This is a genomic window from Nostoc sp. NOS(2021) (genome assembly GCF_017115025.1).
Lineage (GTDB): Bacteria > Cyanobacteriota > Cyanobacteriia > Cyanobacteriales > Nostocaceae > Nostoc.
On record NZ_JABXKM010000071.1, the window covers coordinates 40,093 to 52,402 of the forward strand.

A 12,310-nucleotide genomic window follows, 5' to 3' on the forward strand; every position below is an offset into this window, starting at 1 on the left:
TTGAAATGGTTATAAAAACAGGAGAAGCTACAAAGCTACCTAACCGAGAATGCCTCGTTGAACCGCCGTGTCACAGGCTCAGTGATGAATGTCAAAATTGACTTTTTACGAGTGACAATTTCACCTGTAGCAGTCATCCCTGGTGTAAATTCTACTTCTTGACCCCGCACGTTCACGGAGTGTTTACTTAGCTTAATTCTTGTCGGAAAAACTAAGCCTAATTCTTTATCAACAATTGCATTCGGACTGACTTGCATGACTTCGCCTTCCACAACGCCAAATTCCTGGAAGGGGAAAGTCGCCATTTTCACTTTTGCCTTCATTCCTTGACGAATAAACCCAATATCGCGGTTAAGAACTTTCACTTCTAGAAGCATTTCTTCCCCTTCCGGCAAAATAGACAGCAATTCTTCACCCGATTGTACTGGCCCCTTGGTGGCTTTAACTCTGTAAATCGTACCAGCAACGGGAGCCTCGATGGTTTCCAAAGCTTGCTGCTTTCTCGCTTGCTCTAATTGACCTTGAACAGTTGTCAGTTCTTCTTTACGCTTGTTGAACTGGGTCAAAATTTCACTTTGGCGTTCTGATGCTACACGCTGGGCCTGACTGCGTGCACCGTTGTAAGCTTGTTCTGCTTGGTGAATTTCTTGGACTTGGGCAGAAATATCTTTTTCTAATGATGTGACTTTATCTTGAGCCTCTGTGATTTTATTCTGGGCGTTAGTCACTTCATCTTGTGATCTAGTGATTTCTGTCTTTGCACGAGTTAATTTTTCTTGGGCATCCAAGTAATCCACACGAGGTACAGCGCCAGGAGTAATTAGGGTGTGTAGGCTTTTTTCCCTTTCTTGTGCAAGTGCCAAATTACTTTCAATTTTGATTCGGATGCTATCTGCGTTGACAAGGTTGGTTTTGGCATTCCCAACGCTGCTTTTGGCATTAACTAAGTTGTCTTGCAACCGAGTCAAGCGGACTTTGGCCTGATTGATGAGTGCTATTTGGCGATTTGCTTCTGCTTCCGCCGCTGCTTGACGAGCTTGGAAGTCTTGCAGGCGGGAGTTTAAAAGTTCATCTTGCACTTTTGTCCCAGTAGTTTTGCCTCCGGTGCGTTCTGCATCCAAACGTTGTAAATCGTCCTGAATCAATCTAGTAGATTTGGCTAGGCGGGAAACATCGCTTATTTGTAAGTCTGGATCTTTTTGAATCAGAATTTCACCTTTAGTAACGCGCTCACCTTCTTGCACTTTGACGGCGACAATTGACCCCCCACCCAAGGATGTCACCGGTCTTACTTGTGTGGAAGCAATTAATTCCCCTGGTGCTGTTGCTACTTCATCTATTTGCGAGAAGTACGCCCAAGCGATCGCCCCAAATACGATGACGCTCATCGTTCCCGCTAATAATCTAGTGTACAGGGGTGGTAATTCCTGTACTGCCTTCCCCAATTCATAGGTGAGTTGTTCCTCTGGTTGGGCGAATCGCTCTTTTGTCTGACGTGCTTGAGCAGCATTTGCAGCTAGGGAAGATTTCATTTTTGTCCTTTGTCCGTTGTCATTTGTCATTAGTCATTTGTCCTTTATGATTCACTAATGACAAATGACTAATGACTTATGTTTAATTCAAACTGCTAAGTAGCGCCGCAAAAAGTTTTCTAATGTCTCCAACTGGAAGTTAAAAATCGCCTCTAAATTGGCAATTTCATCTTTTGTACAGAAAAATTCATTTGCTAGCAATGTGCGATAAGTTCCCAAAGCTTTTTGGATTTGGGGATTAAATAAACCTAATCCACTCTGTAACCCATCAATGACAAATAGTGGTGAGTTAATTATTACTGGTTCTTTGGTGAAGATCCGACCAAAAATCCGGGGAATATCTTCTCGTAATAAAATCTCCGGCCCTCCCACTGGTAAAATCTGGTTACGAGCGGCTTCAACTGTCACAGAATCCACCACTATCTTTGCCAAATCATCGGTACTGACAATTGAGGTACGGTTTTTGCGATCGCCAATCAGCAGATACAATCCCGTTTCCCGAAATCGTTCTACTAGTGGCAGCAAGTTAGATGCTAATCCAGCTGGGCGTAAAATAGTGTAATTTAAGCCACTAGCTGCCAAATATCGCTCTACTGCTCGTTTGGCTTTGAACACAGGAGCGTCTTCATATCCGCGATCGGCTCCTAATACGGAAATGAAGACAAAATGCTCTACGCCATTGGCTTTTGCTTGGTCAATGAGTTCAATATTGGCGCGGTAATCTAAAGATAGGGCATCGCTATCAGAACCGTGAGCGCTGATAATATACTGGACACCCCGACTAGCTTTCTGGATATCTTTTTCCTCTAGCAAGTCACCGATGAAGATTTCTGCACCCCGGTGTTCTAACTCGCTGTAGCGCGAGGTAAGGCGGACAAATGCCCGCACAGACTGTTCTCGTTGCCGTAGAAGTCGCACAACTCTGCGACCAATTCCTCCCGTTGCTCCAGTTACCAAAAACATATAAATACCTAAATTGAATAGTTACAGCGTTTATATAGCGATGTCTACGACGGGCTACGCCTACGCTCGTTTGTATGCAATACACTTTGACCTCTCTCCAAACCTCTCTCCTAAAAGGAGAGGGCTTTGAATCTTACTCCCCAACGCTAGTAGGGAAGAGGTTGGGGGTTAGGTCTCTATTAGCCAATAGATCACACCTTATTTATCTTAATACTCTAAAAATTATCCCCCATATCTTTATAAAAGTGGGGGATAGGGTAATCGAATTAGTTTTACTGGCTCAACAAATCAATAGCTTGTTCAAGCGACATCTTAGCTTTGTGCAAGTTCAGCAGGTTCTCCTGGTCGTATCGGTCAGGATAGCTCATTTTCCTGCCCTCTAAAGTTATCCGAATTAGTGCTGCTTGCTCATCTGTGGGTGAATTCATCTCTTCTATAGCAGAACTGATTATCTGAATAGCGTTAAAGTTAGGGAATTTTAACCCTTTGCCTTGCTTCATTTGTTGTAGTGCTAAAAATGGAAATGCCATCAGAGTTACGATGTACGAGGTTTTGTATCCTGCATTCCCAGTTGGTTTGATGCCGTATCTACGACACAAATCGCGTAATTCTTTAATAGTCTTGATTTCAAGTTCGGAACGCGTGAACATAAAATAGAAGTGTCCATTTTTGAAATTGGATATTTAGTGGTTGTACTTCCGGCAAGTTGTAGCAACCACTAAAAAACAATTTAATCTGCTGCCTACCAGTGATTCAAATTTTATTTATATTTCTACATAAATGCCTAACCCTAAAGGTCATCCAGAAAATTTAAAACCATTTAAATCAGAGAGGGAAGAACCTTTAAGTGAGCGTCTTAACTTACGTGTCACAAAAACTATGAAGGAAGAACTATCTACCAAGGATGATCCTCCAGAATTTTGCCGTCGTGTAATCCAGGAAGCATTAGATAAAGATAGAGAAAAATAATCTCAAGGGGATAGTTGTCACGAGTGTGTGAATTACTGAAATGAGTCAGCAATCAAGCATATTGCTATCTCAATATGCTTGATTGCTTGCGGAAAACACCGAAATGAGAAAGCAAACAGACCTTTTGAGTAAGTCAAATGCCATTTTGCTTATTGAATTCGACTTTTGTCCAAAAAGTATCCCCCACATCTTTGTTGATGCAGGGGGAGTAGTAACCCAATCTAGGAGTTATTAACTTTTGGGTGTTATTCACCCGTAAATTCATGCGATCGCCCCGTGGTCGATTACGATCTTTTTGTCTAAGCAGGCCATCTCAAAACTATTCAGATGCTTTGTTATTAGCTCTATTGGCACGCGCTTCAGCCGAAGCCATCACCTCATCAAAATTCTCTAGCACTTCGCCAGGGAAGTTTTCCAAAACTCTGGTAGAAAGAGCAACCCGCCCTTTACCCTCATCCAAGTCAATAATTACAGCTTTAATTGGCTGACCAACTTTAAATACCTTTTCTAGAGATTCAATGAACTTTTGGCTTACCTGCTTGATATGAAGCAAAGCACCCATCCCACTTAAATCGACAAATACACCAAAAGGTTTGATACCAGTAACTTTACCTTCCACCAACTGACCTATTTCTAACAAGCTGAAGTTGCTAGAACGAGTTGCTAAACGCTGGGAAAGGATGAGTTTGTTAGTGTTGCGATTAATTTCCAAAAAACCCACAGTTAGATTTTGACCTTTGAGTGCTTCTAAATTATCACGCTCGGCCAGGTGCGATCGCGGAATAAATCCCCGCAAAGAGAGAATATCGACGGTGACACCACCTTTATTCACACCCATAACCCGTACTTGCACAGTCTGAGCATTTTCCTGCATTTCGGTCAGTCTTTCCCAGATGTGCTGAATTTCCAACTGCTTTCGAGAAAGGGTAACTTGACCTTCTGCATCCTGATCTCGGATAATCAAAAACTGCATTTCCTCTTGCAATGGCAGCACCTCCGATAAATCGGTAACTGCTCTCAAAGAAGCCTCATCGCGCGGCAGAAAAGCTGACGACTTGCCACCAATATCGACATAAGCTCCATCATGGTCAAGTTGGAACACTTTGCCATGTACAACCTGTCCCTTTTGAAACTGGTAGTCGTGTTTTTCTAGTGCTTTGGCAAAATCGTCCATTGTAAAGGGCGAATTGGCTGTTTGAGAAAGTTTCGATTCGGAATTCATGACTTTTGAAGATTAATTGTTATTTGATATGGTGCAACTGAAGTTTAAATTGTTATTTGTCCTTTGTCTGTAGTTACGCAATGTACAACTTAATATTCTGACCTCACTTCTAAAAGGAGAGAGGCTGTGAGTTTTCGCCATTCCCTACTATAGAAGGGGTCTGGGGATTAGATTTGAGTAAAAGTTGTACACAGTGTTGTGGTTATTACTAATGACAAATGACAAATAACTAACTTGGCTGTGTATGCTTCAGTTCAGTTGACTAAAGAGTTGTTTCACTTGCTCCCAAGCATCAGCCGCAGCTTTAGGATTATAACTGGCACGATGGTCACAGAAAAATCCGTGATCAGCTCCATCGTAGCGAAACACACGATGAGGAATTTTATATTTTTCTAACTCTGCTTCAATTTCATCTACTTGTTCGCCTGGGATGCTAGCATCTTCTGTGCCAAAGAAGGCATTAAGAGTACCTGTGATTTCTCTGGTACGAGTGACAGTAGGAGCGCCACCTTCTGGTGTGCGGGTGGTAATTCCAGCACACCAGAAGGAAGCCGTAGCTTTAATATCTGGCAAGGTGGCTGCAAGATATGCGACATGACCGCCAAAGCAAAAACCAATACAGCCAAAAGCATCTTTTTTCACTTGAGGCAGATTTTTGAGGTAGTCAATTGCCAATTGAATATCGCTCAATAACTCTGAGGCTTGAGTTTGCATGGCGTAGCTTCTGCCCGTTTCAATATCTTCGGGTGTGTATCCGGTTTCAAAGCCAGGAGCAATACCTTGAAAAAGTGCAGGTGCCGCAGCTACGCCCGTCGTAGACATCGCTACATATCCTTGTTTAGCAATCCGTTCTGTAACTTCCCGAATGTGAACGTTGACACCAAAAATCTCCTGCAATACCACGATTCCTGGGTAAGATCCAGATTCTTTTGGCTCTGCAAGATTTGCAGACACTTGAATATTATCTTGCAAAAGATTAACCGTTGTGGTAATTATTGCTTGCTCTGTCATAATAATTTTTACCAGTGCTATATGATTAGCCTTGTGTTTATTTGATATAACTATGCCAGTATGTCCAGGTTATTTCCAATTAAATTATCAATTACCAATAATGAACGCATTAGAAATTTCTCCCAGAAAAACTTCATGTGTAAATAAAATATTTGATATGTAGCAAATGCATCTGGTCACTAAAGGAGTGCTGAGTTAAAAGTGCTGTTAGCGCTAGCGGGGTGTTTAGCCCGTGCTGAGTAGTAAAGCAACACTTGATACTCAAAACTCAGCACTCAAAACTCAGCACTCAAAACTCAGCACTTAGTATTCAGGAGGTTTGGTGATGATTCAATTCCGTATTCAGCCAGACAGCGAAATTCCCGCATCAACCCAGCTGTTTAATCAAATCCGGTTTGCGATCGCTTCCCGGCAATATCCCCCTGCTTACAAATTGCCAAGTACACGGGCGCTGGCAATGCAAACTGGATTACATCGTAATACCATTAGCAAAGTTTACCGTCAACTGGAGGAAGACGGATTTGTTGAAAGTATGGCTGGTTCAGGAATTTATGTTCGTCCCCAAGGTCATGAGGGCGGTAGTAGGCTGCAATCACCAATTCTCAAACAAAATCCTGATGCATATCAAGTTGTCCAGAAAGCACTTGATGATCTGCTCACCCAAGGATGTTCACTCAATCAAGCCAGAGAACTATTTTTAGCGGAAATTGACTGGCGCTTGCGTTGTAGTGCGCGAGTACTGGTTGCAGTTCCATCTTATGACATGGGTGCTGGTGAGTTGATGGTGTATGAATTAGAACTAGCTCTAAAAATACCAGTACAGTTGGTAGCAATGGAAGAATTAGTAGCTGTGCTAGATAAAACTACCTCTGCGACAGTAGTCACAAGTCGGTATTTTATCAGTAATGTGGAAGCGATCGCAGCTCCAAAAGCTGCACGGGTAATTCCTCTGGATATCTACGACTACAGCAAAGAACTCAACCTCTTGAAAACCCTACCAAAAGAAAACTGTGTAGGCATAGTTAGCCTCAGTTCCGGGATTGCACGAGCAGCAGAAGTCATCCTCCACGGACTGCGAGGGGATGAACTACTGGTAATGACTTCGCAACCAAAAGATGCTTATAAACTTCAAGCTATGGTTAAACGAGCTGAGGTAATCATAAGCGATCAAGCCAGTTTTGCGGCAGTGCAAGCAGCCGTACAAGCAGCCGATGAAGATATTATTCGTCCACCAAAGTTGATTAAGGTTGAAAATTATATCGGCACTAACTCGATTAACTTGCTAAAACGAGAACTGGGTTTGAGTTAACCTAAAGGTAGTTAAGAGAAGGTAAGAATGGCATAGGCGGACACACCTAACAAATAACTCAGGATTATGATTGTGGAGAACTGTTGAGAGGCGATATGAGTATTCCACTTCTAGACTATCCCATAGAAGAGAAACTAGTGACCGTCGCAGATGTTTCTTGGGAGGAATTTAAAGGTATTGAGGCACAGTTAAAGGACAACCGCAATGTCCGACTCTCTTATTTGTCAGGAATATTAGAACTTATGTCGCCCATTGGAGATAAACATGAGTACGTGAAAACAACTCTTGGATACTTGCTAGAAGCTTACATGAGAGAGTTGGGCATTCGGTTCTATGGTCGTGGTGGTTTTACTCTAGAAGAACCTGAGTATGCTTCTGGCACACCAGATGAATCTTACTGCATTGGCAGCAATAAAGAAACGCCAGACATTGTTATTGAAGTTATTGTTACTAGTGGCACCATTAATCGAAAAGAGTTATACAAACCCAAGAAAGTGCCTGAAGTTTGGTTCTGGAAATCTAACCAGATAAAAATATTCCGTTTAAATGCGGCTGGCGAATATGAAGAAGTAAACCGTAGCGGTTTCTTCCCGAATTTAGACCCAGCTTTGTTGCTGCAATATATCGGACATCCTGACCAGTACGACGCTGTTGTCGAATTTGTACAGGCTATCCGAAAATAACATCTTGGAACTCAACAAAGAGATTAACAAGTTATCCCACTTGCGGTTGTGGGGTGTTAATTTGCAAAAACTCTTGTACCTGTCGCAGGTAAGTTGGAGCATCTTCCAACATCGGGAAATGGGCTGTGTTAGGAATCATCACAAATTCAACTTTGTCGCTCAGTGCTGCTGCTTGACGCCCCATCTCGGCTGGAATAATTTTGTCATACTCCCCTGCCACTAGCAAAGTCGGCACTGTCAGCTTGGCAAACTCTTGCGGCATAAACTCAGCTTGAGCCTTACTGACTGAAGTAAAAATTGTCCCTAAAGCTGCATCGTAATCTGCTTCGAGAAAATCTTGCAAAAAAGCCTGACGCTCAGAATGTGGTATGGAACTATGCAGAAATCTGGCCATAAACATCCGGTCAACAAATGGAATTTTGCTTAACCACTTGGGACGGAATTTTACTACATAGCCACCGAATTTATGAAAGGCACTAAAGGATTTTTCATCGTACTCAAAAACGCCGCTACAGGTTAAAATTCCTCGTTCTACTCGTTGGGGGTAGCGGTTAAAAAATAAAGTGGCGACAGAGGCGCCCATCGAGTGAGCATGGATATAGACAGGCTGAATATGCAACCCATCTAACAAAGCTGCCAAATCATCAGCGTATTCTTCTAATTCATAGGTTAACTCTCTGATTGCCTCTGATTCTTGCTGAGGGGACTCAGATTCGGCAACAGCTTCACTTGCTTGGGCTATAGTTGGCTTCCCACGAGAACGCCCAAACCCCCGCAAATCGTAGAGTAAACAATCAAATTGCTCCGATAAAGCATCAGCGGTATTTTGCCAATACCTAGCCGAACCAGCCCAACCGTGCATGAAAACCATCACTGGTTTTACCAAAGAACCGGATGGTTTTTTCACCCATTCGTAGTAATGCTCAACGCCACGAACATTAATATAAGGCATTTATCATTTGTCCTCTCTTACAAAGTTCTGATCGGAGGAAACCTCCGCCCAGACTTTGCGCTTTGTCAGTTGTCATTTGTCCTTGGTATATGGTTATTAGTCTTTAGTTCTTGACAAATAACCAATTACCAATGACTAATGACCAATGACTATTAAGCAGATTCTGGTTTCGGTAGTGAAGATGGATGTATTATCAGTTCGGCAGTCGATCGCTTCTCGACCATTTCCCGTGTTACTGTACAGCGTGTCACATCCTTACGGGATGGTAACTCGTACATTACATCCAACATCAGTTCTTCGACAATGCCCCGCAAAGCTCTAGCACCAGTTTTACGGCGGTAGGCTTCTTGAGCGATCGCTCGTAAAGCATCTGGTTTAAAATCTAACTGGACATTATCCATCTTCAGCAGCTTTTGGTACTGCTTCACTAAGGCGCTGCGTGGTTGGGTGAGAATCGCCATTAGCGCTTCTTCATCTAGCGGATCTACTACTGCTACCATTGGCACGCGCCCAATAAATTCTGGAATCATGCCAAATTTTACTAAATCATCCGGTTCTAGATGGCGGAGAGTGTCTGCGGCTCGTTTCTCCTTCGATTGGCCTTCTCCCGGTTGCACAAAGCCGATTGCTTTTTTGCCAACTCTCTGATCTACAATCTTTTCTAACCCCACGAAGGCACCACCACAGACGAACAAAATATTACTTGTATCAATCTGGATGCAGTCTTGATAGGGATGCTTACGTCCTCCTTGGGGTGGTACATTGGCGATCGTTCCCTCTAACATTTTTAGCAAAGCTTGCTGCACGCCTTCGCCAGAAACATCGCGGGTAATTGACGGATTCTCGCTCTTACGAGCAATTTTGTCAATTTCGTCAATGTAAATAATTCCCCGTTGCGCTTCCTCTATATCCAAATCTGCCACCTGCAACAGTCGCAGCAAGATATTTTCCACATCTTCTCCCACATACCCCGCTTCCGTCAGCGTCGTAGCATCGGCGACGGCAAAGGGTACATCCAAGATTTTTGCTAGGGTTTGCGCTAAGAGAGTTTTGCCGCAACCAGTCGGGCCAATTAACAAAATGTTGGACTTTTGCAGTTCTATTGCATCATCTGCCCCAGCTTTGCCACTGGCTTTAGACTGAATGACCGCCAGCCGCTTGTAGTGATTGTAAACGGCTACTGACAGCACTTTTTTCGCTTCGTCTTGACCAATGACGTGTTCGTCTAGATACTTTTTAATCTCTCTTGGCTTGGGTATTTGATTAAACGAAATACTAGAAGAATGGGTACGCCGTTTTTGAGGTGGTTCTGCTCTTGGTGCTGGTTGTGCTGCCGCACCATTGGTATCAAGTAACTCCTCGTCTAGTATTTCATTACACAAGTCAACGCATTCATCGCAGATGTAGACTCCCGGACCCGCGATTAATTTACGCACCTGCTCTTGAGACTTGCCACAAAATGAACATTTTAAATGGGAGTCGTACTTAGACATACCAGCCTCTTATTTCAGAATGGTGACGTTTTCCCCTGCTATGGGAAGATTTTGCCTGGAAATGACCTGATCAATCAAACCGTAGTTTTTCGCTTCTTCTGCCGACATAAAAAAGTCGCGCTCAGTATCTGCTTCAAGTCTTTCTAAGGGTTGACCAGTATGGTGAGCCATTAACTGATTCAACTTAGCCTTAACATAAAGAATTTCTCTGGCTTGAATTTCAATGTCAATGGCTTGACCTTGAGCGCCACCAAGTGGTTGGTGAATCATAATCCGAGAGTCGGGCAGCGACATTCGCTTACCGCCAGCCCCTGCTGTCAACAAAAACGCTCCCATGCTTGCGGCTAATCCAAAACAGATGGTAACAACATCAGGGCGAATTTGCTGTATTGTATCATAGATTGCCATCCCTGCGTAGACCGAGCCGCCAGGAGAATTAACATACAGTTGGATGTCTTTTTCTGAGTCTTCGGCGTCTAGGAATAACAACTGAGCCACAATTGAGTTGGCTACGGCATCGTCTATTGGCGTTCCCAAAAAGATAATCCGCTCTCGCAGCAGGCGGGAGTAGATGTCGAAAGCCCTTTCTCCCATGCCAGATTGCTCTATCACCATCGGCACGATGTTGCTAGGGCTGCTCAACTGGGAGTTAATGTTTATTCGACTTAAGTTGCTGATGGGGTAATTTCCCGACTGCGATTCAAGCATACAAGCTTTCTTTGACGATAATTTAGGACAAATGTTTCAGCAGCATAGGCTGCCTTTTCGACGAATCGGATTTTTATAAGCTACGTGTTAACCATTATGCCTCATATAATTTCCTCTCGTCTAACACAGTACCAAGCCCAGGTAATAACAGGTGTCACTATTTGCTGAAAATTCATTAATTCTTTAATTATTCTGCCTTCATCCCTGATTTTTGAGGAGTCAAGAGTCATGGGGCATGGGGCATTGGGCATGGGGCATTTCTCGCCCTACTCCCTGCTCCCTGCTCCCCCGCTTTCTCATCTCCCTCATCTCTTTACCTTACCCATTTCACCAGTACTTTAACTCAGAACTGGTGAACTCATGGCTGTGGGATTTTTTATTATCCTTCTGTGACTTCTGTGGAAACTTCGCTGCTTTCTTCCTCAGTCTGACGTGCATCAGCATCAGCATCAGCATCTGATTCTGCCAGTTCCGTTTCCTCTGTGGGACTCAAGGAGCCTTCGGGTACAAGTTCAACTGAGGAGTGTTCTAAGAGCCAATCGATGATTTTTTCGGTTAATAGTTCGTTTTCCACAATTGAGCGCAGTTTATCTTCATCAACCTCTTGTTCTTCCGGGTATTGCTGCAAAAGTTCTGTGACTCTGGCTGCAATTTCTTCTGGTGTTACCTCGATAGATTCGCGTTTACCGACTTCCCGTAAGAACAAGGAGCGTTTGATGCGTTCAATAGCCTCAATACGCGATCGCTCCCGCAACTGAGGAATAATATCTTGAGTAAACAACTTTCTCACATCCAATCCCTGTTGAGACAGGCGCATTGCTGTTTGCGTTAGCATTGCATCCACTTCTTGCTCAATCAATGTTGCTGGTAAGTCAACTTCTACGTGCTTGAGCAGTTCTGTTAACAAGGCTTCCTGCTTATTGGTTTTTGTTTTTTCGTCCGCTTCTTTTTGATATCGCTCTACCAAAGAAGCGCGTAACTCCTCTAAGGTTTCAAAATCGCTGATTTCTTGGGCGAAATCGTCATTTACTTCTGGTAGCTCCTTTTCCTTTAGTTCTTTGAGCGTCACTGTGAAAGTTGCCGCTTTTCCAGCTAAATCTTCATTAGCATACGGATCTGGGAACTGCGCCGCAATTTCTTTGGTTTCTTCAGGATTCATCCCCACTATTCCCGAAATAAAGCCTGGAATAAACTTATCTTCCTGCAACTCAACTTGAAAATCAGTTGCTTCGGCTCCGGGAATCGGTTCTAGTTCAGCTGTTTCGTCCTCGCCCTCAACTCTGGCGAATGAACCTTTAAAATCGACTACGGCAATATCGCCGATTTGGGCTGAACGTCCTTCCACAGGAATCAATGTCGCCAATTCTTGACGTTCCTTATCCAGCGTGTTCTCTACTCGCTCTGAATCGAACTTGGTTGAGTCGATGGGGAGTATTATCTCCCGCACCTCTCAGTTAGATCCGAACGT

The 12,310-nt window shown here is 43.5% G+C and carries 12 protein-coding genes; 3 read left to right on the top strand and 9 right to left on the bottom strand.

Translation table 11 applies throughout. The annotated features are described in order from the left end of the window. Positions 1 to 35: 35 nt before the first annotated feature. The 3 genes from HWQ41_RS08585 to HWQ41_RS08595 all read right to left on the bottom strand — a co-directional run bounded on the left by HWQ41_RS08585 (position 36) and on the right by HWQ41_RS08595 (position 3,145). Entirely contained in the window at positions 36 to 1,532 is a 1,497-nt protein-coding gene (locus HWQ41_RS08585) for an HlyD family efflux transporter periplasmic adaptor subunit (protein ID WP_292761531.1), read from the bottom strand. A gap of 87 nt (positions 1,533 to 1,619) precedes the next feature. Then, positions 1,620 to 2,495 carry an SDR family oxidoreductase gene (locus tag HWQ41_RS08590; RefSeq protein ID WP_292761510.1) on the bottom strand — a complete coding sequence of 292 codons (876 nt, stop codon included), beginning with the start codon at positions 2,493 to 2,495 and terminating at the stop codon, positions 1,620 to 1,622. A gap of 272 nt (positions 2,496 to 2,767) precedes the next feature. Continuing rightward, positions 2,768 to 3,145 carry a hypothetical protein gene (locus tag HWQ41_RS08595; RefSeq protein ID WP_292761512.1) on the bottom strand — a complete coding sequence of 126 codons (378 nt, stop codon included), beginning with the start codon at positions 3,143 to 3,145 and terminating at the stop codon, positions 2,768 to 2,770. A gap of 130 nt (positions 3,146 to 3,275) precedes the next feature. Between HWQ41_RS08595 and HWQ41_RS08600 the strand changes: the two genes are divergently transcribed. Continuing rightward, positions 3,276 to 3,464, top strand: coding sequence for a hypothetical protein (locus tag HWQ41_RS08600; RefSeq protein ID WP_292761514.1), 189 nt, complete (start codon positions 3,276 to 3,278; stop codon positions 3,462 to 3,464). Between the two features lie 319 nt (positions 3,465 to 3,783). Here the strand turns inward: HWQ41_RS08600 and HWQ41_RS08605 are convergent, their stop codons facing one another. Continuing rightward, a complete protein-coding gene (locus tag HWQ41_RS08605) occupies positions 3,784 to 4,686 on the bottom strand; it encodes a S1 RNA-binding domain-containing protein (RefSeq protein WP_292761515.1) in 903 nt (300 codons plus the stop codon). Between the two features lie 249 nt (positions 4,687 to 4,935). Further along, positions 4,936 to 5,697, bottom strand: a complete 762-nt coding sequence (locus HWQ41_RS08610) for a dienelactone hydrolase family protein (protein ID WP_292761516.1) — start codon at positions 5,695 to 5,697, stop codon at positions 4,936 to 4,938. Between the two features lie 325 nt (positions 5,698 to 6,022). Between HWQ41_RS08610 and HWQ41_RS08615 the strand changes: the two genes are divergently transcribed. Both HWQ41_RS08615 and HWQ41_RS08620 read left to right on the top strand, forming a co-directional pair. Continuing rightward, on the top strand, positions 6,023 to 7,006 hold the full coding sequence (locus tag HWQ41_RS08615) for a GntR family transcriptional regulator (RefSeq protein ID WP_292761517.1): 984 nt from the start codon (positions 6,023 to 6,025) through the stop codon (positions 7,004 to 7,006). A gap of 95 nt (positions 7,007 to 7,101) precedes the next feature. Continuing rightward, positions 7,102 to 7,689, top strand: coding sequence for a Uma2 family endonuclease (locus tag HWQ41_RS08620; RefSeq protein ID WP_292761520.1), 588 nt, complete (start codon positions 7,102 to 7,104; stop codon positions 7,687 to 7,689). A gap of 31 nt (positions 7,690 to 7,720) precedes the next feature. Here the strand turns inward: HWQ41_RS08620 and HWQ41_RS08625 are convergent, their stop codons facing one another. The 4 genes from HWQ41_RS08625 to tig all read right to left on the bottom strand — a co-directional run bounded on the left by HWQ41_RS08625 (position 7,721) and on the right by tig (position 12,289). After that, a complete protein-coding gene (locus tag HWQ41_RS08625) occupies positions 7,721 to 8,641 on the bottom strand; it encodes an alpha/beta hydrolase (RefSeq protein WP_292761522.1) in 921 nt (306 codons plus the stop codon). 152 nt (positions 8,642 to 8,793) lie between these two features. After that, positions 8,794 to 10,134 carry an ATP-dependent protease ATP-binding subunit ClpX gene (clpX, locus tag HWQ41_RS08630; RefSeq protein ID WP_292761525.1) on the bottom strand — a complete coding sequence of 447 codons (1,341 nt, stop codon included), beginning with the start codon at positions 10,132 to 10,134 and terminating at the stop codon, positions 8,794 to 8,796. A gap of 9 nt (positions 10,135 to 10,143) precedes the next feature. After that, positions 10,144 to 10,842: an ATP-dependent Clp endopeptidase proteolytic subunit ClpP gene (gene clpP, locus HWQ41_RS08635; RefSeq protein WP_292761527.1), complete on the bottom strand. Its 699-nt coding sequence runs from the start codon at positions 10,840 to 10,842 to the stop codon at positions 10,144 to 10,146. A gap of 379 nt (positions 10,843 to 11,221) precedes the next feature. Beyond that, complete coding sequence (tig, locus tag HWQ41_RS08640) at positions 11,222 to 12,289, bottom strand: trigger factor (RefSeq protein WP_292761529.1); 1,068 nt, start codon at positions 12,287 to 12,289, stop codon at positions 11,222 to 11,224. Positions 12,290 to 12,310 lie beyond the last annotated feature (21 nt).